19 protein-coding genes, 1 rRNA gene and 2 pseudogenes are annotated in these 21,002 nt (G+C 57.1%); 18 read left to right on the top strand and 4 right to left on the bottom strand.

The genetic code is table 11. The features are described 5' to 3' along the window. The first annotated feature begins 195 nt into the window (after positions 1-195). The gene (locus tag GTU79_RS05405; RefSeq protein ID WP_132923181.1) at positions 196-510 is read left to right on the top strand and encodes an ElaB/YgaM/YqjD family protein; all 315 of its coding nucleotides are present in this window, start codon (positions 196-198) and stop codon (positions 508-510) included. A 293-nt stretch (positions 511-803) separates the two neighbouring features. Here GTU79_RS05405 and GTU79_RS31285 read toward each other — a convergent pair whose 3' ends face one another. After that, entirely contained in the window at positions 804-929 is a 126-nt protein-coding gene (locus GTU79_RS31285; RefSeq protein WP_165934161.1) for a cyclic lactone autoinducer peptide, read from the bottom strand. Here GTU79_RS31285 and nrdH point away from each other — a divergent pair. The 10 genes and pseudogenes from nrdH (at position 928) to mprA (ending at position 10,605) form a co-directional block, all read left to right on the top strand. Then, entirely contained in the window at positions 928-1,167 is a 240-nt protein-coding gene (gene nrdH / locus GTU79_RS05395; protein ID WP_132923183.1) for a glutaredoxin-like protein NrdH, read from the top strand. The two genes, GTU79_RS31285 and nrdH, sit on opposite strands and share 2 nt — an antisense overlap. Positions 1,168-1,173: 6 nt before the next feature. Beyond that, positions 1,174-1,575, top strand: coding sequence for a class Ib ribonucleoside-diphosphate reductase assembly flavoprotein NrdI (nrdI, locus tag GTU79_RS05390; RefSeq protein WP_203522636.1), 402 nt, complete (start codon positions 1,174-1,176; stop codon positions 1,573-1,575). Then, entirely contained in the window at positions 1,557-3,707 is a 2,151-nt protein-coding gene (nrdE, locus tag GTU79_RS05385) for a class 1b ribonucleoside-diphosphate reductase subunit alpha (RefSeq protein ID WP_203522637.1), read from the top strand. Before nrdI ends, nrdE begins: the two co-directional genes overlap by 19 nt. Before the next feature lie 18 nt (positions 3,708-3,725). After that, complete coding sequence (gene nrdF / locus GTU79_RS05380; protein ID WP_203522638.1) at positions 3,726-4,697, top strand: class 1b ribonucleoside-diphosphate reductase subunit beta; 972 nt, start codon at positions 3,726-3,728, stop codon at positions 4,695-4,697. A gap of 456 nt (positions 4,698-5,153) precedes the next feature. Beyond that, the gene (gene proV, locus GTU79_RS05375) at positions 5,154-6,356 is read left to right on the top strand and encodes a glycine betaine/L-proline ABC transporter ATP-binding protein ProV (protein ID WP_203522639.1); all 1,203 of its coding nucleotides are present in this window, start codon (positions 5,154-5,156) and stop codon (positions 6,354-6,356) included. Then, complete coding sequence (gene proW, locus GTU79_RS05370) at positions 6,349-7,554, top strand: glycine betaine/L-proline ABC transporter permease ProW (protein WP_203522640.1); 1,206 nt, start codon at positions 6,349-6,351, stop codon at positions 7,552-7,554. The genes proV and proW overlap by 8 nt, the downstream gene beginning before the upstream one ends. A gap of 157 nt (positions 7,555-7,711) precedes the next feature. Then, a pseudogene (gene proX / locus GTU79_RS05365) lies at positions 7,712-8,706 on the top strand (glycine betaine/L-proline ABC transporter substrate-binding protein ProX). A gap of 205 nt (positions 8,707-8,911) precedes the next feature. Continuing rightward, complete coding sequence (locus GTU79_RS05360; protein WP_203522642.1) at positions 8,912-9,649, top strand: AzlC family ABC transporter permease; 738 nt, start codon at positions 8,912-8,914, stop codon at positions 9,647-9,649. Further along, on the top strand, positions 9,646-9,984 hold the full coding sequence (ygaH, locus tag GTU79_RS05355; protein ID WP_132923192.1) for an L-valine transporter subunit YgaH: 339 nt from the start codon (positions 9,646-9,648) through the stop codon (positions 9,982-9,984). The genes GTU79_RS05360 and ygaH overlap by 4 nt, the downstream gene beginning before the upstream one ends. A gap of 102 nt (positions 9,985-10,086) precedes the next feature. Continuing rightward, positions 10,087-10,605, top strand: a complete 519-nt coding sequence (mprA, locus tag GTU79_RS05350; protein WP_132923193.1) for a transcriptional repressor MprA — start codon at positions 10,087-10,089, stop codon at positions 10,603-10,605. 16 nt (positions 10,606-10,621) lie between these two features. On the opposite strand, the gene GTU79_RS05345 is transcribed toward mprA, so the two are convergent. Further along, on the bottom strand, positions 10,622-11,677 hold the full coding sequence (locus GTU79_RS05345; protein ID WP_203522643.1) for a tRNA/rRNA methyltransferase: 1,056 nt from the start codon (positions 11,675-11,677) through the stop codon (positions 10,622-10,624). 191 nt (positions 11,678-11,868) lie between these two features. Here GTU79_RS05345 and trxC point away from each other — a divergent pair, with 191 nt between their 5' ends. The 6 genes and pseudogenes from trxC (at position 11,869) to GTU79_RS05315 (ending at position 18,807) form a co-directional block, all read left to right on the top strand. Beyond that, positions 11,869-12,306 carry a thioredoxin TrxC gene (gene trxC, locus GTU79_RS05340; RefSeq protein WP_203522644.1) on the top strand — a complete coding sequence of 146 codons (438 nt, stop codon included), beginning with the start codon at positions 11,869-11,871 and terminating at the stop codon, positions 12,304-12,306. A gap of 125 nt (positions 12,307-12,431) precedes the next feature. Beyond that, on the top strand, positions 12,432-13,139 hold the full coding sequence (locus GTU79_RS05335; RefSeq protein WP_203522645.1) for a tRNA-uridine aminocarboxypropyltransferase: 708 nt from the start codon (positions 12,432-12,434) through the stop codon (positions 13,137-13,139). Between the two features lie 40 nt (positions 13,140-13,179). Next, complete coding sequence (locus tag GTU79_RS05330) at positions 13,180-15,906, top strand: bifunctional acetate--CoA ligase family protein/GNAT family N-acetyltransferase (RefSeq protein WP_203522646.1); 2,727 nt, start codon at positions 13,180-13,182, stop codon at positions 15,904-15,906. 88 nt (positions 15,907-15,994) lie between these two features. Then, positions 15,995-17,349, top strand: a pseudogene (gene pssA / locus GTU79_RS05325) (CDP-diacylglycerol--serine O-phosphatidyltransferase). A 168-nt stretch (positions 17,350-17,517) separates the two neighbouring features. Further along, positions 17,518-17,787 (top strand): YfiM family lipoprotein, encoded by a 270-nt coding sequence (locus tag GTU79_RS05320; protein WP_420854166.1) that lies wholly within the window; start codon positions 17,518-17,520, stop codon positions 17,785-17,787. 216 nt (positions 17,788-18,003) lie between these two features. Continuing rightward, the gene (locus GTU79_RS05315; RefSeq protein WP_132923200.1) at positions 18,004-18,807 is read left to right on the top strand and encodes an SDR family oxidoreductase; all 804 of its coding nucleotides are present in this window, start codon (positions 18,004-18,006) and stop codon (positions 18,805-18,807) included. Positions 18,808-18,910: 103 nt separating this feature from the next. Here GTU79_RS05315 and GTU79_RS05310 read toward each other — a convergent pair whose 3' ends face one another. Further along, entirely contained in the window at positions 18,911-19,666 is a 756-nt protein-coding gene (locus GTU79_RS05310) for an SDR family NAD(P)-dependent oxidoreductase (protein WP_203522649.1), read from the bottom strand. A 189-nt stretch (positions 19,667-19,855) separates the two neighbouring features. On the opposite strand from GTU79_RS05310, the gene GTU79_RS05305 reads away from it, so the two are divergent. Next, positions 19,856-20,773, top strand: coding sequence for an AraC family transcriptional regulator (locus tag GTU79_RS05305; protein WP_203522650.1), 918 nt, complete (start codon positions 19,856-19,858; stop codon positions 20,771-20,773). A 96-nt stretch (positions 20,774-20,869) separates the two neighbouring features. On the opposite strand, the gene rrf is transcribed toward GTU79_RS05305, so the two are convergent. Beyond that, positions 20,870-20,985: ribosomal RNA gene (rrf, locus tag GTU79_RS05300) — 5S ribosomal RNA — on the bottom strand. Positions 20,986-21,002: the final 17 nt, after the last annotated feature.

Below are 21,002 nucleotides of genomic sequence, written 5' to 3'. Positions count from 1 at the left end.
TTTCCTTTCCCTTTCCCCCGCTTCGCCTGTAAAGGCTTGACCGGCCGCCCGTTTCGCCTATCCCGGCCCCTGCGTGTCCCCTGCTGGAATTTTGTTTTTATATCGTGTAATCCAGCCCGAAACCGCCGGCATGCCAGCAAGAAGCCCCTGAATGAACTAAAGTTAAATCACTCAATAACCGAAAGGGAGAAACACATGTTTACGAATACTGAAAAAGACGGGATCCAACGGGATATCAAAGACGATGTTTCTCTGTTAGCCGACACTTTGGATGAATTGCTCAACACTTCCGAAAAAACAACGCAAGAACAGCTGGACGCGTTGCGCAGCAAAGCCAAAGGCGTATTGAAAGATGCCCGTGCCCGCGTGAACGGCACCAGCCGTCTGGGCCAGTATGCGCGCGATACCGCTATTCAGACCAAAAATTATGTTGTTGAAAAACCCTGGCAGAGCCTGGGCATCACCACCGCGGTAGGCATAGTCCTCGGCGTGCTATTATCCCGCCGTTAAAATTACTGCCCGGCCGGGTGTCCGGCCGCTGCCCCTCCTGACCAGGCAATATTGACCGCTCTTGCCAAAGAGCGGTCAGACTGCTGACAAACGCACTCGGAGTCAATAAGGCGGGACAGGCTGCCAGAAGAGTAAACCGTCCGCGCCATGGATGGCGCGGATCGAGCCTACAAGGATGTATTCACGGCGTGTTTACGATCTGGCAGCCTGTTCCGACCGGGCACTTTGTCAATAAGCTCACCGCTCTTGCCAAAGAGCGGTTTTTTTATGTCGCCGCTTTGCCTCCCCCTGCATTAACACCATATATTGCGTGGTTGATAAAAATAATATCTACATATAGTATTAACGACAGATTCCACCACTACCCGTGCCGCACAACTCCACTTGGGATTGTTACTTAAGAGGTAAATACGAATCATGAGCATTACTATTTACACTAAACCGGATTGCGTTCAATGTCACGCCACCTGTCGCGCCTTGGACAGCAAAGGCCTTCTATATCGGAAAGTAGATATTCTGCAGGATAGGCAGGCGCTGGATTATGTCCGTTCCCTGGGCTACCAGCAGGTGCCGGTGGTGGAAACCGCCGGCGACAGCTGGAGCGGCTTCAGGCCGGACAAGATAAGCGGTCTGGCCGCCGCGGCCATGGCGTCGTAAACCGCTATGGCCACCCTGGTTTATTTTTCCAGCAGCTCGGAGAATACGCACCGCTTTGTCGGCAAGGTCTCCCTGCCCAGCGTGCGGATTCCCCTGGCGACGTCGCAGCGGCTGCAGATGGATAGCCCCTATATCCTAATTACTCCCAGCTATGGCGGCGGCAGCCGGCACGGGGCGGTACCGCCCCAAGTGATCCGTTTTCTCAATGATGCAACGAATCGTTCCTGGCTGCGCGGCGTCATCGGCGCCGGTAACCGGAATTTTGGCGCGGCGTTCTGTCTGGCGGGCGACATCATCGCCAAAAAGTGCCAGGTTCCCTTTCTTTATCGTTTCGAATTACTGGGAACAGCGGAAGACGTGCGGCAGGTACGTGAGGGAGTGACCGAATTTTGGCAACGACAGAACTGAACATCACCCGCCCCGGTCCGGAACTGGCGGATTATCATGCTTTAAACGCCATGCTGAATCTGTATGACTCGGAAGGCAAGATACAATTCCATAAAGATCGCCAGGCCATAGACTGCTACCTACAGCAGCATGTCATCCCCAACAGCCGGCGGTTTCCGTCGCCCGCGGCCAGGTTGGACGCCCTGGTGGCGGAAGGTTATTACGAAGCGGGAGTACTGGCGCCCTACTCCGCTGGATTTATCGCCGAGCTGTACCAACGGGCGGATGCGCACCATTTCCGTTTCCAGACCTTTATGGGAGCCCTGAAGTTCTACACCGGTTATGCCCTGAAAACCTTTGACGGCCGGCACTATCTCGAACGTTATGAAGACCGGGTCTGCATGGTGGCGCTGACCCTGGCCGCCGGCGACGGCGCCCTGGCCGTCCGCTTGATGGAAGAGATGATGACCGGCCGCTTCCAGCCCGCCACGCCGACCTTTCTCAACTGCGGCAAACAGCAGCGCGGGGAATATGTCTCCTGTTTCCTGCTGCGCATCGAAGACAATATGGAATCCATCGGCCGCTCGGTCAATGCGGCGCTGCAGCTGTCGAAACGCGGCGGCGGCGTGGCGTTTATGCTCACCAACCTGCGGGAAGCGGGGGCGCCCATCAAACGCATTGAAAACCAGTCTTCCGGAGTGATCCCGGTGATGAAAATGCTGGAAGACGCCTTTTCCTATGCCAATCAGCTGGGGGCGCGCCAGGGCGCCGGCGCGGTCTATCTCCATGCCCACCACCCCGATATCATGCGCTTTCTCGATACCAAGCGGGAAAACGCCGATGAAAAAATCCGCATCAAAACCCTGTCCCTGGGCGTGGTCATCCCCGATATCACATTTGAACTGGCGCGTGACAACCGCCCGATGTATCTGTTTTCTCCCTATGACGTGGAACGGGTCTATGGCGCGCCATTTTCCCAGCTCAATATCAGCGAGAAATACCATGAGATGGCGGCGGACAGCCGCATCCGCAAAACCGCCGTCAACGCCCGGCAGTTTTTCCAGACCCTGGCGGAGATCCAGTTCGAATCCGGTTATCCTTATATGGTTTTCGAGGATACGGTTAACCGCGCCAACCCCATCGCCGGCCGGATCAATATGAGCAACCTCTGTTCGGAGATCCTGCAGGTGAACAGCGCCACGCTTTACAATGAGGATTTAAGCTACCGCGAGGTGGGCAAGGATATTTCCTGTAACCTCGGTTCGCTGAATATCGCCCGCACCATGGATTCGCCGGATTTCAGCAATACGGTGGAAACCGCCGTGCGCGGCTTAACCGCAGTGTCGGACATGAGCCGGATCGCTTCCGTTCCCTCCATTGTCAAAGGCAATGACGAATCCCATGCCATCGGTTTGGGGCAAATGAATCTGCACGGCTACCTGGCGCGGGAACATATTTACTACGGTTCCGAAGAAGGGGTGGATTTTACCAATATCTATTTTTATACCGTGACCTATCATGCCCTGCGGGCCTCCAACCGGCTGGCCATTGAACGGGGGAAGGCGTTCAGCGGCTTCGGCGATTCCCGTTATGCTTCCGGCGAGTACTTTCGTCCTTACCTGGAGCAGGTTTGGCAACCGCAAACGGAACGGGTGAGAAGTTTATTCGCCGGCGCCGGCATCGCCCTGCCGGGCCGCGAGGAGTGGCTGGCCCTGCGTGACTCGGTGATGGCGCACGGGTTGTATAACCAAAACTTGCAGGCGGTGCCTCCCACCGGCTCTATCTCTTACATTAATCATTCCACCTCCAGCATCCATCCCATCGTGTCTCCCATCGAGATCCGCAAGGAGGGCAAGACCGGACGGGTCTATTATCCGGCCCCCTATATGGATAACGACAATCTGCAGTATTTCCAGGACGCCTATGAGATCGGGCCGGAAAAAATTATCGACACCTACGCCGCCGCCACGCGGCATGTGGATCAGGGCCTGTCGCTGACGCTGTTTTTCCGTGATACCGCCACCACTCGGGATATCAACAAGGCGCAGATCTATGCCTGGAAAAAAGGCATCAAGACGCTGTATTACATCCGCATCCGTCAGTTGGCGCTGGAGGGGACGGAAGTCGCCGGCTGCGTCTCCTGCGCACTGTAAACCAAGGAACCCACGGCCATGACAACAGCTCGCACGCTGCGTACCATCAAGGCGGTCAACTGGAATCGCCTGGAAGACGATAAGGATCTGGAGGTCTGGAATCGCCTCACCGCCAATTTCTGGCTGCCGGAAAAAATACCCCTGTCCAATGATGTGACCTCCTGGGGGACACTTTCCCACCGGGAACAACAGCTGACCATCAGGGTATTTACCGGCCTGACGTTGTTGGACACGGTGCAAAATACCGTCGGCGCGCCGGCCCTGATGGCGGATGCGGCCACGCCTCATGAAGAAGCGGTTTTTTCTAATATCAGCTTTATGGAAGCGGTGCATGCGCGGTCCTACAGTTCGATATTTTCCACGCTGTGTTCGATGGCGGACGTAGATGCCGCATACCGCTGGAGCGAGCAGAACGGCGCGCTGCAAAATAAAGCGGCCATTATCGAAAAATATTACCGCGAGGAAGATCCGCTGACGAAAAAAATCGCCAGCGTCTTTTTGGAATCTTTCCTGTTTTATTCCGGCTTCTACCTGCCCATGTATTATTCCAGCCGGGCGAAACTCACCAATACCGCCGACCTTATCCGTCTGATTATTCGTGATGAAGCGGTGCATGGCTACTATATCGGCTATAAGTTCCAGCGCGGGCTGGAACACTGCACGGCGGCGCGGCGGGAATCCGTCAAGAGTTTCGCCTATGACCTGTTGCAGGATTTGTATGAGAATGAACTGATCTACAGCGCGGAATTATATGACGGCGTCGGCTGGACCGAGGATGTAAAGGCTTTTCTTCATTACAACGCCAATAAGGCGCTGATGAATCTGGGTTATGAGGCGCTGTTCCCGGCGGCCATGACCGCAGTCAATCCGGCGATTTTATCCGCCCTGTCGCCCAATGCAGATGAAAATCATGACTTTTTCTCCGGCTCCGGCTCCTCGTATGTCATGGGCCGGGCGGTGAATACCGAAGACGAGGACTGGGCATTTTAATATATATACCCTGCGGGATATTACCCTGGTAACGGTGGTAATATCCCTTTTCTACGGTCATTTAATAAATAGTGAATTCCGATAGATCTAAAACAATATACCCTCTTCTTAAAATACCTATTTTTCATTAAAAATTTTATAAAAAATAATCGCATTGAACATTCTTCCTGAAGCAGAAATCAGCTTGACCATACGGGCTATTTTCAACATCCAGGACAAAATAAGCCCTCTTGCGCCATAAACGGCAGCAATGAATCCAAGGGCGGAAATAGTCCATCAAACGCCTGTCATAGCTGGATAAATCGCAGGAAATGCGTTTTCCCCGCCGGTAGAATATGGCATGCAAGGGTCGATTAGGGGTTGTCTAATGAGCTCAGTATGTTAGGGTATACAACCTTTTTATATGCACCAGAGCTAATCAAAATAGTATAAGCAACACAGGGAAATAATAATTGCATGGCTGTTAAACTTGAAGTTAAGAATCTGTATAAAATATTCGGCGACCATCCCGAACGGGCGCTTAAGCTTCTGAAAACGGGACTCGACAAAGATAAAATATTCGAAAAAACCGGTCTGACGGTGGGCGTGAAAAATGCCTCTCTGGCCATTGAAGAAGGCGAGATATTCGTCATCATGGGATTATCCGGTTCCGGCAAATCCACGTTGGTACGCCTTCTCAATCGTCTGATAGAACCGACCCGGGGCGAAGTCCTGATTGACGGCGTCGATATCGCCAAGATCTCGGATAAAGCCATGCGCGAGGTGCGGCGCAAGAAAATCAGCATGGTATTCCAATCCTTCGCCCTGATGCCCCACCTCAACGTGGTGGACAATACCGCCTTCGGCATGATGCTGGCCGGCATATCCGCAGGCGAACGCCGGACCAAGGCCGTAGAGGCATTGGCCCAGGTGGGATTGGAGATGCAGGCGTTTTCCTGGCCGGACCAGCTCTCCGGCGGCATGCGCCAGCGTGTGGGTCTGGCGCGGGCGCTGGCCAATAACCCCGATATCCTGCTGATGGACGAAGCCTTTTCGGCCCTTGACCCCTTGATCCGGGCCGAGATGCAAGATGAGCTCATCAATCTGCAGGCCCGCCACCAGCGCACCATCGTATTTATCTCCCACGATCTCGACGAAGCCATGCGCATCGGCGATCGCATTGCCATTATGCAGGGCGGCGAAGTGGTACAGGTGGGCACGCCGGAGGACATTCTGAAGAACCCGGCCAATGACTATGTCCGCACCTTCTTTCGCGGCGTGGATGTCAGCCATGTTTTTAATGCCCGGGATATCGCCTTGCGGCGCCCGGTCACCTTGATCCGCAAAACCCCTGGCTTCGGCCCGCGCTCCGCCTTGAAGCTTTTGCAGGATGAGGATCGCGACTTCGGTTATCTGTTGGAACGCGGGCAAAAGTTCATCGGCGTGGTGTCGGTGGATTCACTGAAGGCCGCCCTGGCCGCTAATCTGCCGCTGGAACAGGCCTTGCTCGACAGTCCGATCCCGGTACCCGCCGATACGCCGTTAAACGAGATGATCTCCACCGTGGCTCAGGCGCCCTGTGCCGTACCGGTGGTAGGTGAGGAAAACCGCTATATCGGCGTGATCTCCAAAGGCATGTTGCTGCAAGCATTAGATCGGGAAGGAGCGACCAATGAATAAATTACCAAGCCCATCAGAGGCCGGCGCCTCATCGGCCAACGCCACCGGCGTCCAGAGCGCCGCATCCCCTTCCCCTGCCGCCGATCCGTGGAACAGCGCGCCGTTGCCCCAAGGGGACACGGCGGCGCAAAGCGCCCAGGCCGGCGGGGCGAATGCCCCCGCCGATGCATGGAACAACGCCGCCTCCGGCCACTCCGCCGCGGCCGGCCACCCTCTGGCCCAACCGGGCGCCGACTGGCTGAACAGCGGACCGGCCGCGGCGCCGGAGCATTTCACGCTGCTGGATCCGTTTCACCATACGCTCATCCCTTTGGATAGCTGGGTAACCTTTGGTATTAACTGGCTGGTGCTGCATTTTCGCCCGTTCTTCCAGGGCATCCGTGTACCGGTGGATTTCATTCTGAGCGGCTTCCAGCATGTTTTGCTGGCGCTGCCGGCGCCTATCGCCATCGTGCTGTTCGCCCTGCTGGCCTGGCAGATAGCGACCCCGGCCATGGGCGTCGCCACCCTGGCGTCGCTGACGATTATCGGTGCCATCGGCGCCTGGGGACAGGCCATGGTCACCCTGGCGCTGGTGCTGACCTCGCTGCTGTTCTGTATCGTTTTAGGCCTGCCTTTGGGCATCTGGCTGGCCCGCAGCCAAAGGGCCGCCCGCTATATCCGGCCCTTGCTGGATGCTATGCAGACCACGCCGGCGTTTGTCTATCTGGTACCCATAGTCATGTTGTTCGGCATCGGCAATGTGCCGGGGGTGGTGGTAACCATTATCTTCGCGCTGCCGCCGGTGGTGCGCATGACGATACTGGGTATCAAACAGGTGCCGGCGGATTTACTGGAGGCCGCCGGATCTTTCGGCGCCAGCCCAGGCCAGCTGCTGTTCAAGGTACAGCTGCCGCTGGCGCTGCCCACGATTATGGCCGGCATCAACCAGACGCTGATGCTGGCGCTCTCCATGGTGGTCATCGCCTCCATGATTGCGGTAGGGGGACTGGGCCAGATGGTACTGCGCGGCATCGGCCGGCTGGACATGGGCCTGGCGACCATCGGCGGCGCCGGCATCGTGATCCTGGCCATTATCCTCGATCGGCTGACGCAATCCATGGGGCGGGATAGCCGAAACCGCGTGCATGGCCGTTGGTATGCCGGCGGCCCGTTAGGTCTGCTCACCCGGCCCTTCATCAAAAAACCGACGCTTTAAGCACCGGCGGATGGCATAGCCTCGTTCTGTTAACGGCCTGCCCTCACCGGGCAGGTTATAAAATCGCGATGATCTTCCGGACCCGTTCCCGCTTCGATGCCGGGCCGGAATGCCGCGCATTTCGCTGCACCTATTGACTATTTGATAAGGACTACCCATGGGAAATAAAACGATTTGGGCACTGACGTTCACCGCGGCCATGGCCGCACAGACTTCTTTGCCGCCGGCCAGCCCGGTAAAGGCATCGCGGTGCAACCGCTGCAAAGTACCCTGACCGAAGAGACGTTTCAGACCCTGCTGGTGGATAAAGCCCTGGAAAAACTGGGCTACGATATCAAGCCCATACGCGAGGTGGATTATAACGTGGCTTACACGTCTATTGCCGCCGGCGACGCCACCTTTATGGCGGTGGACTGGGATCCGCCCCCTGCCCATCAATACCAGGCCGCCGGGGGCGGGGATAAATTTTATCGCCAGGGCCAGTATGTGCAAGGCGCCGCCCAAGGCTATTTAATCGATAAAAAAACCGCTGACAAATACCACATTGTCTCCATCGACCAGTTAAAAGATCCCAAACTGGCCGCGCTGTTTGATGCCAATGGCGACGGCAAGGCCGATTTGGCCGGCTGCACGCCGGGCTGGGGCTGTGAGACGGTGATTAACCATCAAATCAAAGCCTATGGACTGGGCGATACGGTCGAACATAACCAGGGAAATTATGCGGCGATCATCGCCGACACCATTGCCCGATTCAAAGAAGGAAAACCGATTCTTTATTATACCTGGACGCCATACTGGGTGAGCGATGTGTTGGTGCCCGGCCGGGACGTGGTCTGGTTACAGGTGCCGTTCTCTTCGCTGCCCGGTCCGCAGAAAACCCTCAGCACCAAACTTCCCAATGGCGCCGATTACGGCTTTCCGGTCAACAGTATGCGCATCGTCGCCAACAAGCAGTGGGCGCAGGCCAATCCGGCCGCGGCGAAACTGTTTGCTATCATGAAGCTGCCCATCGCCGATGTGAATGCACAGAATCTTCGCATGCACGAAGGACAGGCTTCGTCGGCAGATATCGAACGGCACGCCAATGGCTGGATTGCTGCTCATCAAGAACTGTTTGACAGCTGGATAAGCACCGCCGCCGCGGCAAAATAGCGAAACCCGGTTAAGAGCCTGAGCGACGGCAAGGAGCTGGAAGGCGCGCATGGACGATGCCATAGCGGGTGGGCCGGCGGACAGGCAGCACGTTCGCCCCTCGTATTTTCGCCGCGGATCGGGAATAATCTTTTCCATTTTCTATCCGGATTTTCCCGTGAATCTCACGCCGGGATGCGGATAAAGCACGGAGAGGACCGCGTATATGGAATATCCCCATGACACCCTGCCGCTGCCGAAGGCGACATTCGGCGAGGGCGTTTTTGACAGCCTGCCCATCGTTATCGGTTATGTGCCGGTGGCGTTCGCTTTTGGAATGAACGCCGTCAAACTGGGTTTCACCCCGCTGGAAGGCATTTTCCTCTCCTGCATTATCTACGCCGGCGCCAGCCAGTTCGTGATCACCACCCTGCTGAGCGCCGGCATATCCATCTGGGTCGCGGCGTTAACGGTAATGGCCATGGATGTGCGGCATCTGCTGTATGGCCCGGCGCTGCGCCATCATATACGGGGCGGCCTGTCGCCGCGTAAAACCGCCGTATGGGCCTTTGGCCTGACCGACGAGGTATTCGCCGCGGCCATCGCCAAATTAATCAAGGACAACCGGCGCTGGTCGGAAAACTGGATGCTAAGCGTCGCGGCATGCTCGTGGGGGTCCTGGGTGCTGGGCACCGCCGCCGGCGCGCTGTGCGGCAACGGTCCGCTGAATGCCTACCCGGCGCTGGAAGCGGCATTGACCTTTATGCTGCCGGCGTTATTCCTCGGTTTCCTGCTGGCGGCGTTCCAGCGCCGCCAGGCGCCGGTACTGGCGGCCGCCTTGACGGGAGCGCTGGCGGGCCTGCTGCTGCTGTCGATCCCCATGGCGATACTGGCGGGCATCGGCGGCGGCTGCCTGGCCGCCCTGGCCGTTCCGGGTAAAACAGCCGCCAAGGAGCGCGGATGAGTCACACCGTCATCATTATCGGTTTGGTGGTCGGCCTGGCCAATTATCTGTTCCGCTATCTTCCCCTGCGTCTGGGGTCGGGCGCCGGCAAAGGCGAACATTATCCAGGCCGCTGGATAGGCCGGATATTGGACGGTATCGGCATCGCCTCCATTTGCGCCCTGCTGGTGGTTTCAAGCGTACCGGACGTCCTGCGCGACACGCATAAGCTGGTGCCCACCCTGGCCGGATTCACGGTGCTGATAGCGCTGTTTTATCGAACCCGCAGCATCATAATCGCCACCCTGGCCGGAGCGCTGTGTTACGGACTGGTATTTAAATTTCTGCCGTTCTGATGGCGCTATACATAGGCTGCTTATTTTTTTATGTAGAAAATATATACACCAGTGATTACATTAGTTACTATACCTCCAGTAACTAATGAGGTGATAATCATTATGGAAAGTTCCTTTACGCCCATAGAGCATATGTTGACCCAGCGCGCCCAGCGGCGGGCCGGTTTTCCTTTCCAGGAAATCTTGCTGACCCGCCTGTGCATGCATATGCAGGGAAAACTGCTGGAAAACCGCAATCGCATGCTGAAAGCCCAGGGAATAAACGAAACGCTGTTTATGGCGCTGCTCACTCTGGAGTCCCAGGACAATTTCAGCATACAACCTTCGGAACTCAGCTCTGCGCTGGGATCCTCCCGTACCAATGCCACCCGTATCGCCGACGAGCTGGAAAAACGCGGTTGGATTGAGCGCAAGGAGAGCGAAAGCGATCGCCGCTGCCTGCATCTGCATCTCACCGACGCCGGGGAAGCATTCCTGAACAGCCTGCTGCCGCCGCAGCATAAAAGTCTAATGGCGTTATGGTCGACGTTGACGTCTGAAGAGAAACAGCAGCTTGAAGCGGTGACCCGCAAGCTGCTGGATAAGCTGGATGAATTGCTGGTTGAAAATAACCCCGCCTGATAGGCGGGTTGACAATTTAAAGATGCTGCCGCCACCACTCCGCCAGCAAAATCCCGGCCGCCACCGATACGTTCAGGCCGGCGACCCGGCCGGTACCGCCGATAGACACCGACAGATCCCCGGTTCCGGCCATCACATCCGATTGTCCATTGCCTTCCTGGCCCAGCACCAGCACCATCTTTGCCGGCATCGTCACCGAGGCCAGCGGCTTGCCCTGCCGGCCGGAATTAATCACCACCGTATATCCCGCCTGGCGGAAGCGTTCAAGATCCTCCGGCAAATTATCGGTCTGGATCGCGCTGATATGCTCAGCGCCGCCTTCGGCGGTGCGTATGGCGGCGCCGGATTCCAGCGCCGCGCTATCATCCACCATCACCCCTTTGACGCCGAAATGCGCGCAACTGCGCAATATGGCGCCGAGGTTATGGGGATTGGACACGTCTTCCAGCGCCATAACGCAGTCCTTTTCCACCGCCACCGTCTGTTGCAGGTAGGATTCAGCGTCCAGGCCGGTACGTTTTTTAATCAAAAAACAGACGCCGCCATGATGTTCGGTGCCGGAAGCCTTGGCCAGCTCTTCATCATCAACCACATGATAGGCTTTACGATTGGCGGCCATCCAGCGCAGCGCATCGCGGAAACGGGGCGTGACGGATTGCACGAACCAGGCGCGGACAATAGAGTCGGGGCGGCTTTTATATAATGCCTGACAGGCATTCTCACCGTAGACGCGGGTCTCTTCCGCACGCTGACGGCGCAGCTGCTCGGGGTCGATAAAACTTTTGCCGCTGATGCCGCCGTGATCGGCCGCCAGCGGTTCATCCTCGCTCTGATAATGGGTTTTCCACGGCGAATCCGGCATGGCGGCGGGTTTATCCCGGCGGCCGGCCCCGTCGTCCGGTCGGTCACGGCGGGGACGCCCCTCGCCGCGGCGCGGCGCTTCCCCGCGCTTATTGGCGCTGTCGCGGCCTTGCGGCGCAGAACGCGCGGGACGACGGGGCGCTTCCTCTTCATCTTTACGCACGTACATGACGCGGACTTTATTGTTTTTACCCTTCAGCGAATCGCTCATTTGTTTCTCCACCCGAGTGCTGGGCGCGAAGATTACCCGATCTTGCTCTTTTTAGCTACCGCACCGGCGTTAAAGCCGGCAACTATCAAAGCCATCGGGTAAATCATTTTGTCACCCGCCCGGTCTTTCACCATACTTGAGATCATTGCTCAGATAAAGAGCGGCCGCTCGCCGCTCCGCGAGGTTATTATATGAATACGGTATGCCCATCATGCCAGGCCACCAACCGCCTGCCGGACGGAAGAGTCAGCGACGGCGCCAAGTGCGGCCGCTGCGGCGAGGCGCTGTTGGACGGTAAAGTCACCCACGCCACTGCCCAGACCCTGGACAAGCTGCTGCAGGACGACCTGCCGGTGGTAATCGACTTCTGGGCGCCCTGGTGCGGTCCCTGCGTCGGTTTTGCACCGGTTTATGAAGCCGTGGCCGGCGAACGCCGCGGCAAGGTGCGGTTCCTCAAGGTCAACACCGAGGCCGAACCGCAGCTGGCCGCCCGCTTCAAGATCCGCAGCATTCCCACCATCATGGTCTTTAAACAGGGCCAAATGGTGGATTCACTGCACGGCGCCATGCCCAAGGGGCCGTTTGAAGAGTGGCTTGACGAAGGGCTCTCCATCCAAAAAGCCTCCTGAGTCGTCGCTATCCGCAGCCGTGCCGGGGAGAGACTCCCGCCACGGCTGCAAAGCCTCGCCCACTGAAAAAAATTACCTTTTCTTGCCATAGGTCCGGTAAACTCTCTCTTTTACTCGAGCAACCTATGACACAAAATGCCGTGCTGGCCTTGCGTCAATACCGCCTTGCACTCGCCACCAGGCCTTTTCGCGCCCGCGGTTGCCGGGTCAAACGCTGTGAAGGCTGCCTGCTGCCGCTTCCCGTTTGCCTGTGCGATCATATCACGCCCCGCCAGGCCCTGAGCCGGTTTTGTCTGATCATGTTTGATTCGGAACCGTTGAAACCCAGCAATACCGGGCGGCTGATTGCGGATATCCTGCCGGACACCCAGGCGTTTCTCTGGTCCCGCACCGAACCGGCGCCGGCGCTGCTGGCAGCGGTGAACGACAGCGGACGGCAGCCCTACGTGGTATTCCCGGCACAGAATGTCCCGGCCGGCCGGCGGGTGCTCAATGAAATCAGACCGCAGGCGTTGCCGCCGCTGTTCATTTTGCTGGACGGCACCTGGCCGGAAGCGGGAAAGATGTTCCGCAAGAGTCCTTATCTGGCTGATTTTCCGGTGTTATCCCTGGATTTGCACACTCTATCCTCCTACCGGCTGCGGGAATCCCACGGCGACGGGCATCACTGCACCGCCGAAGTGGCCGCCACCCTGCTGTACCAGGCCGGCGATAACGCGGCGGCGAAGGGCCTGGCAGATCACTTCGCCCTGTTTCGCAACCGATACCTGGCGGGTAAATCACACCACAATACACTGCAAATTCCTCGCGCCATCACAACACCTGTTCCCTAAAAACGCATACACTTAGCCAGTGCGCCAGGAGGGGAAACGAATGAGTCAACGAGGATTGGACGCGCTGCTCAGGCCTAAATCCATTGCCGTTCTGGGCGCGTCGGATACGCCGGGACGCGCCGGCTACCTGATGATGCGTAATTTACTGGCCGGCGGATTCGGCGGCCCGGTGCTGCCGGTTACGCCGCGATATTCGGCGGTCTGCGGTGTATTGAGCTACCCCGACGTCGCCAGCCTGCCGCTAATACCGGACCTGGCGGTGATTTGCACCCACGCCCGCCGTAACCCAGGACTGCTGGATGAGCTGGGGCGGCACGGCTGCAAAACCGTGATTATCCTTTCCTCGCCTTTGGCACAATTCGCCGAATTAAAAGCCTGTGCCCAGCGTTACGGCATGCGCCTGCTCGGTCCCAACAGCCTGGGCCTGGTTTCGCCCTGGCAAGGGCTTAACGCCAGCTTCTCTCCGGTGCCCATCCATATCCACAAAGGCAAGCTGGCCTTTATTTCCCAATCCGCCGCAGTGGCCAACACCATCATGGATTGGGCTCAGCAGCGGGAAATCGGCTTTTCCTATTTTATCGCCCTGGGGGACAGCATCGATATCGACGTGGACGATGTGCTTGACTTTCTGGCCCGGGACGGCAAAACCAGCGCGATATTGCTGCATCTTGAACATCTGAGCGACGCGCGGCGCTTCTTATCAGCCGCCCGCGGCGCGGCGCGCAATAAACCCATTCTGGTGATCAAGAGCGGCCGTACGCCGCAGGCGCAGCGGCTGCTGAATTACCCCCAGGGCCGGGACGCCGCCTATGACGCCGCCATCCAGCGCGCCGGAATGCTGCGGGTACGGGACACCCATGAGCTGTTCTCGGCGGTGGAAACCTTGAGTCACATGCGTCCGCTGCGCGGCGAGCGTCTGATGATAGTCAGCAACGGCATCGCGCCGGCGGCGTTGGCGCTTGATGAGCTCCTCAGCCGGCACGGCAAGCTGGCCACATTGAGTCCCGCCAGCCGCCAGGCGCTGCAAAGCGTATTGCCGGCGCAAATCGCGACCGCCAATCCGCTGGATTTAGGGGACGACGCCGATCCGGCCCGCTACCGGGCGGCGCTATCGTGCCTGCTGGACAGCCGGGATTATGACGCGGTACTGATCCTCCACGCCCCCAGCGCCGTCTCCCCCAGCAGTGAAACCGCGCTGCAGGTTATCGAGCTGTTCAAGCAGCACCCCCGCGGCAAACAGGTTACCGTGCTGACCAACTGGAGCGGCGAATTCTCCTCCCGCGACGCCAGGCGCCATTTTACCGAGGCGGGGCTCCCCACGTACCGTACGCCGGAAGGTTCGGTTACCGCATTTATGCATATGGCGGAATACCGCCGCAACCAAAAGCAGCTTATGGAGACGCCGGCATTGCCGGTCAGCCTGGCGGCGGATACCGCACAGGCCCATGAGCTCATCCGCCAGGCGCTGGATGAAGGGGTTTTTCAGCTGGCCACCCATGAAATCAGGCCGATCGTCGAGGCCTACGGCATCGCTACCCTGCCCACCTGGATTGCCGGCGACAGCGCCGAGGCGGTTGCCATCGCCGATAAGATAGGTTATCCGGTGGCGCTTAAACTGCGATCGCCGGATATCCCACACAAGTCCGACGTACAGGGCGTCATGCTCTCCCTGCGCAACGCCCGGGAGGTAGAACAGGCGGCCAACGCCATGATTGAACGGGTCGCGCAGGCCTATCCCCAGGCGCGAATCGACGGTATGCTGGTACAAAGCATGGCCAACCGCGCCGGCACGCTGGAACTCCGGATCCTGGTGGAGGAGGATCCGGTGTTCGGCCCGCTGATCCTGATGGGGGAAAGCGAAAGCGAGTGGCGCCAGGCGGATCAGATGGCTGTTGGGCTGCCGCCCCTGAACATGGCCTTGGCGCATAATATGGTATTGCAGGGGCTGAAAAAGGGCGCAATCCGCGACCGGCGCCCGCTTTACCCGCTGGACGTCGCCGCATTAAGCCAGCTGCTGGTGAAGATATCCACGCTCCTGCTGGACTGTCCCGAGATAGTCCATCTCGATATCCATCCCCTGCTGGCCTGCGGCGACGATATGACCCTGCTGGATGTCAGCCTGACGTTGGCGGAATGCCGCGGCGATCCGGAAGCGCGCCTGGCCATCCGCCCCTATCCGCAAAAGCTTGAATCCGAGATTTTGCTGAAAAACGGCGAACGCTGCCTGCTCAGGCCCATCCTGCCGGAAGACGAACCCATGCTCAAACAGTTCATCGGCCAGGTCACGCCGGAAGATCTCTACTATCGCTATTTCAGCGAGATCACTGAATTTACCCATGAAGATTTGGCTTACATGACCCAAATCGACTACGATCGTGAAATGGCTTTTGTCGCGGTAAGACGTCACGGTCTCGAATCAACCATCGTCGGCGTTACCCGGGTCATTGCCGATCCTGACAATATCGACGCTGAATTCGCGGTGCTGGTGAGATCCGATCTGAAAAAACTGGGTCTGGGGCGCTTGCTGCTGGAAAAAATGATCGGCTATGCCCGGGAACACGGACTTGATCGTTTAACCGCCATTACCATGCCCAGCAACCAGGGCATGATAGCGCTGGCGAAAAAGCTGGGGTTTACCGTCAAGCTGCAGTTAGAGGACGGCATCGTCGCTTTATCGCTGAGGCTAACAGCCGAATCTCCTGCCGCGACGGACAAAATTACCTCAAGGGCTAATCAACCTGAGGCGAAACAAGGCCACAACGGCTGAAAGTAATGTTATTATGGCCGATTCCGCATAATTATGTTTTGCATATGGTCATTCCACCATACGATGACAAGAGAAGAAGCGCACTGTGATGTTGTCAAACTTTAGACGTACCAAACACCAACAACACCTTGCACAACTGCCAAAAATTCCCCAGACGGTTGAAGATGTAAAAACGTTATCCAGTCCAGAAGAATTCCGTATCGCCCTGTTGAATGCCATTAAGGGAGCCCGGCGGCGTATTTATCTGGTGGCGCTCTACCTTGAACAAGATGAAGGCGGCGATGCCGTTCTCTCGGCCCTGTACCGGGCCAGGCAGCAATATCCGGAGTTGGAGGTCTGCGTACTGGTGGATTGGCATCGGGCACAGCGCGGGCGCATCGGCGTCGCGGCGGCGAATACCAATGCCGATTGGTACTGCCGCCTGGCGAAAGAACACCCCGATATTTCGGTACCGATATTCGGCGTACCGGTGAATACCCGTGAAGCCCTGGGCGTGCTGCATTTAAAAGGCTTTATCATCGACGATACCGTTATCTACAGCGGCGCCAGCCTTAATGACGTTTACCTGCACCAGTTGGACAAGTACCGCTACGATCGCTATCAGATTATCAACAACCCGGTTCTGGCCGATAGCATGCTGGATTATCTCAAGCAGCGGCTGTTAACCGCCCCGCAGTAAATCGGCTGGATAATCCCGATCGGCCCAAAAGCATAGAAATTCGCAACGATACCCGGCTGTTTCGTCAATCCCTGCGGGATGCGGCCTACTCCTATCCCGGCACGGCCTCTGACCGGCAGCTGGCCGTGACCCCGCTGGTAGGGCTCGGCAAGAGAAGCCCGCTGAACAAGACCATCCACCATTTGATGTCTTGTACCGACAGCAAGCTCATAATGTGTACGCCCTATTTCAATATGCCCGCCTTATTGGTCAGGAACATTATCTCTCTGCTGCGCCAGAACAAACAGGTGGAAATCATTGTCGGCGATAAAACCGCCAATGATTTTTATATCCCGGAAGATCAGCCCTTCAAGATTATCGGCGCGTTGCCTTATCTGTACGAAATCAATTTGCGCCGCTTCCTTGGACGCCTGCAGCGCTATGTGGATAATGGCCAGTTAGTGGTGCGCTTATGGAAAGACGGTGACAACAGCTATCATCTGAAAGGGATGTGGGTCGATGATGAATGGCAATTGCTCACCGGCAATAACCTCAATCCCCGCGCCTGGCGGCTGGATTTGGAGAATGCGCTGCTGATCCATGATCCCCTGCAATCATTGCGGGAGCAACGGGAGCATGAACTCCATCTGATCCGTACCCATACCCAGGTCATAAAGCATTTTACCGAACTGGATAGAATCGGCGATTACCCGATAAAAGTGCGTAAGCTGATTCGTCGTTTACGCCGCATCCGTATCGATCGTCTCATCAGCCGAATCCTGTGACATGCCATCTCCCAAAAGTGGACACCCCTTAACGCGGCCGTCGGGATCTCGCTGTTCAGCCGGCTGATGCCGATAGCTTATGAGGAAATAATGCTGCAAACGCGTATCGGCAATGCGTGGAAATTCTCGGTGTTGTTGCCGTTGATAGGGTGCACCGCCTGCGCCCATATGGCGCAGGATACTTGGACCGGGCAGGATAAAACGGTGCATTTTGCCGCCTCCGCCGCGCTCGCCATGGCGGGCAGCGCCGTAGCGGAACATCAAAACGCTTCACCGGCCCGTAGCCGTAATATCGGTTTTGCTTTTTCCATCTCTCTTGGCGCCGCCAAAGAGGGCTTCGACAGCCGCGCCGCCGGCACCGGATGGAGCTGGAAAGATTTTGCCTGGGATGTGGCCGGCGCAGCTACCGGCTATACGCTTTATTATCTTAGCGATTAATTTCCCGTCCCCCATTCCTGGTTTACCGACGGCTTTCCCCACCTTATGCGTCTCCCGATATGGTCATTGTTGCGAAAAAATTTTCGTTTAAAGGCTCTTGCATCAAAATCCAACATATGTTAGCTTTTAAACAAACAAATGTTGGATATGGCATTCTAGCCGATCAACGTTATGGCCCCGCCCATGATCTCATCCATATCTTTAGGGAGTACTAGCATGATCAAGACCATCCTTATCACCGGCGCCGGCTCGGGTTTCGGCGAAGCGGCCGCCATCGGCCTGGCCCGCAACGGGCATAATGTCATCGCCACTGCGCAGCTTTCGCCGCAGGTCACACCGCTGCGGGAGAAGGCCAAGGCCCTCGGGCTTCCGAACCTGCGGGTCGAGAAGCTTGATCTGTGCGATCCATATGACATGGCTTTTGCCCAGCGCTGGGATATCGACGTGCTTTGGAACAATGCCGGCATGGGAGAAGGCGGACCGGTTTTCGAGATCCCGCTCGATCTCGTTCGCCGGAACTTCGAAATCAACGTTTTTCTTCCGCTCACCCTGACGCAGGCTTTCGTCAAAAAGTGGATCGAGCAGAATAAACAGGGAAAGGTGGTCTTTACCTCATCGATGAGCGGGCTGTTTTCCCCGGCCAAATGGGGCGTGTACGCCGCCACCAAGCATGCGCTGGAATCGGTTGCCGAAGCCATGCAGCAGGAATTGGCCGGTCATGGCATCAAGGTTCAAACCATCAATCCCGGCGCTTTTTATACCGGCTTTAACGAGACCATGGCCGACACGGCATTCCGCTGGCTCGACGACGGGAAAAATATCACCAAACGCGCCGATCTGCGCACGCAGTTCGATGAAGAGCTGGCGTCGCCCTTCGGCCACTTCGACGCCCAGGAGATGATTGATCGCATGATTGAAATCGTCCCCGCCGATACGGGCAAGTTTCGCAACGTCGTGCCCCAGGCGGTGGAGGATATGCTTAAAGCGCATCAGCTCGCCGCCTGGGACAACCAAATTTGAACAACGTTGAAACGTCTTTGGACGCTTTTTGGTTCACTGTCTCAAGCCAGGGATGGCATGTTCCGATTCCTTCCTTGATATTACCTCCCCTATCCCTTGCGCTTCAAATACCCTGGCCACCGGATACTTCAATGCGTTGAGCATTGATCCAGCGATTATCCTCACCCAGCAGCCCGGCGATCATCGGGCCGATATCGTCCGCCACCCCAACGCGGCCAAGCGCGGTCATGCCGGCAAAGAACCGGTTGTACTCCGGCGTATCCCGGACGGCGCCGCCCAAAAAATCCGTCTCAATCGCTCCCGGCGCCACGGTATTGACTGCGATGCGGCGACTGCCCAGTTCCTTCGCCATATAGACGGTAAGAACTTCAATGGCTCCCTTGACGGCGGCATATGCCGACCAGCCTTCGGCGGACACGCGAGTCAGTCCGGAAGAAATATTCACGATGCGGCCGCCGTCGCCGATAAGCGGCAGGAGTTTCTGGGTAAGGAAAAACACACCTTTAAAGTGGACATTCACCAGTTTGTCGAATGAATCTTCGTCCATCTCGGCAATCAGGGCCATATCACCATGTCCGGCGTTGTTGACCAGATGGTCGAAACTTTCGCGCCGCCAGGTTTCGCTGAGTACCGCGCGCAGTTGCTCAACGAATGCCGGGAAGGTGGATACATTGCCGACATCAAGCTGTAAAGCAACGGCCTGGCGGCCCAAGGCCCGGATTTCAGCCACCACAGCCATGGCCTCTGCCCGGCGGCTCCGGTAAGTGAGCACAACGTCGCCGCCGTTCCGGGCGATGCCAAGGGCTGTATTACGGCCAATCCCGCGGCTGGCGCCGGTTACGATTGTGATTTTACTCATCGTTATTTCCTCGTTTAAACGCTTAATGGGAAGGTTGCGCTGACAACAGAGAACATGTTGGCCCGGATTGGTTGCGCGTGGTTGCCAGAATCGTGTTTATACTTGCCTGATTCTCCAAATAGTTTGCAAGCGGCTTCATTCTGGGTATGTTGGGATGATTCCTCCTTTTGGTTTAGTCTTGTGGAAAGCATGAACCATTCTTTGCTGAGCGCTGTAGGGCGATATGCGGATACCCATGCAGATTCAAGCGGCGTGGCCCGTACGCCGATTCCGGGCCTGAGCGTTATACGCGCAACTATGCCCAGCGAACTGCAATACGCAATCTCCCGCCCATTGGCGGCACTGGTGCTGCAAGGCGGAAAACGTGTCACAACGGGAAGCCGATCATTCAGTTTCGGTGAAGGGGATTCATTAGTCATCGCCGCCCATGTACCCACGATAAGCCAGATCACCAAGGCGAGCCTTGGTGTGCCTTACTATTCACTGGTACTTGAATTTGATCCGGCGGTGATTGAGACGCTGGCCATGGAGATGAACGCTGCCCGCGACAGTAAGAACTTTCCGGTCAGAGTCGCCGCGACAGAAAATGAAGTCGCCGATGCGGCGCTGCGTCTGATGCGATTACTTGAACGCCCTGAGGCCCTGCCTCTCCTTCAGTCGCAGTTAATACGTGAAATGCATTATTGGCTGTTAGTGGGACATCACGGGGCATCTATACGGGCGCTTGGCGTCGCGCAAAGCCATGCTCAACGGATAAGCAAAGCCGTGGCTATCATTCGTGAGGAGTTCTCACACCCCCTTCGGGTAGAACGCCTGGCGCAAGCGGCCGGTATGAGCATTTCCAGTTTTCATCAACATTTTCGAACCGTAACCTCCTTGTCTCCCCTCCAGTTCCAAAAGCAGCTGCGGCTGATCGAGGCGCGCAGGATCATGCTGGCCGACGGAAAACTTCCTAGCCATGTGGCTTATGAAGTGGGTTATGAAAGCGTGCCGCAATTCACACGGGAGTATAGCCGCATGTTCGGTGCCCCCCCGGTAAGAGACATCAGACAGGTTCGAGACCGGCTGACGATAATGTCAGCCCCAGCCCAACACCGTATTGATTGATATGATAGACATTAAAAAGCCCTTGAGTAGTGAACTGCCAGTTTGACGCATATGAAAAAGCCCTCTGTTTTCACAGAGGGCTTCGTTCAATTGGATGCCTGGCAGTTCCCTACTCTCGCATGGGGAGACCCCACACTACCATCGGCGCTACGGCGTTTCACTGCTGAGTTCGGCATGGGGTCAGGTGGGACCACCGCGCTAGTGCCGCCAGGCAAATTCGTTATCCAAC

It is taken from the genome of Sodalis ligni (genome assembly GCF_016865525.2).
Lineage (GTDB): Bacteria > Pseudomonadota > Gammaproteobacteria > Enterobacterales > Enterobacteriaceae > Acerihabitans > Acerihabitans ligni.
This window is presented reverse-complemented; position numbering and strand designations above follow the sequence as displayed.

What these genes read in the sequence shown, in the direction of transcription:
- GTU79_RS05315 (WP_132923200.1), top strand. Translation starts at nt 18,004, where the DNA reads ATGATCAAGACCATCCTTATCACCGGCGCCGGCTCGGGTTTCGGCGAA.
- proW (WP_203522640.1), top strand. Translation starts at nt 6,349, where the DNA reads ATGAATAAATTACCAAGCCCATCAGAGGCCGGCGCCTCATCGGCCAAC.
- GTU79_RS05310 (WP_203522649.1), bottom strand. Translation starts at nt 19,666, where the DNA reads ATGAGTAAAATCACAATCGTAACCGGCGCCAGCCGCGGGATTGGCCGT.
- GTU79_RS05360 (WP_203522642.1), top strand. Translation starts at nt 8,912, where the DNA reads ATGGAATATCCCCATGACACCCTGCCGCTGCCGAAGGCGACATTCGGC.
- mprA (WP_132923193.1), top strand. Translation starts at nt 10,087, where the DNA reads ATGGAAAGTTCCTTTACGCCCATAGAGCATATGTTGACCCAGCGCGCC.
- nrdH (WP_132923183.1), top strand. Translation starts at nt 928, where the DNA reads ATGAGCATTACTATTTACACTAAACCGGATTGCGTTCAATGTCACGCC.
- GTU79_RS05405 (WP_132923181.1), top strand. Translation starts at nt 196, where the DNA reads ATGTTTACGAATACTGAAAAAGACGGGATCCAACGGGATATCAAAGAC.
- nrdF (WP_203522638.1), top strand. Translation starts at nt 3,726, where the DNA reads ATGACAACAGCTCGCACGCTGCGTACCATCAAGGCGGTCAACTGGAAT.
- GTU79_RS05320 (WP_420854166.1), top strand. Translation starts at nt 17,518, where the DNA reads ATGGCGCAGGATACTTGGACCGGGCAGGATAAAACGGTGCATTTTGCC.
- ygaH (WP_132923192.1), top strand. Translation starts at nt 9,646, where the DNA reads ATGAGTCACACCGTCATCATTATCGGTTTGGTGGTCGGCCTGGCCAAT.
- GTU79_RS05345 (WP_203522643.1), bottom strand. Translation starts at nt 11,677, where the DNA reads ATGAGCGATTCGCTGAAGGGTAAAAACAATAAAGTCCGCGTCATGTAC.
- trxC (WP_203522644.1), top strand. Translation starts at nt 11,869, where the DNA reads ATGAATACGGTATGCCCATCATGCCAGGCCACCAACCGCCTGCCGGAC.
- GTU79_RS05330 (WP_203522646.1), top strand. Translation starts at nt 13,180, where the DNA reads ATGAGTCAACGAGGATTGGACGCGCTGCTCAGGCCTAAATCCATTGCC.
- GTU79_RS05305 (WP_203522650.1), top strand. Translation starts at nt 19,856, where the DNA reads ATGAACCATTCTTTGCTGAGCGCTGTAGGGCGATATGCGGATACCCAT.
- proV (WP_203522639.1), top strand. Translation starts at nt 5,154, where the DNA reads ATGGCTGTTAAACTTGAAGTTAAGAATCTGTATAAAATATTCGGCGAC.
- GTU79_RS31285 (WP_165934161.1), bottom strand. Translation starts at nt 929, where the DNA reads ATGATTCGTATTTACCTCTTAAGTAACAATCCCAAGTGGAGTTGTGCG.
- GTU79_RS05335 (WP_203522645.1), top strand. Translation starts at nt 12,432, where the DNA reads ATGACACAAAATGCCGTGCTGGCCTTGCGTCAATACCGCCTTGCACTC.
- nrdI (WP_203522636.1), top strand. Translation starts at nt 1,174, where the DNA reads ATGGCCACCCTGGTTTATTTTTCCAGCAGCTCGGAGAATACGCACCGC.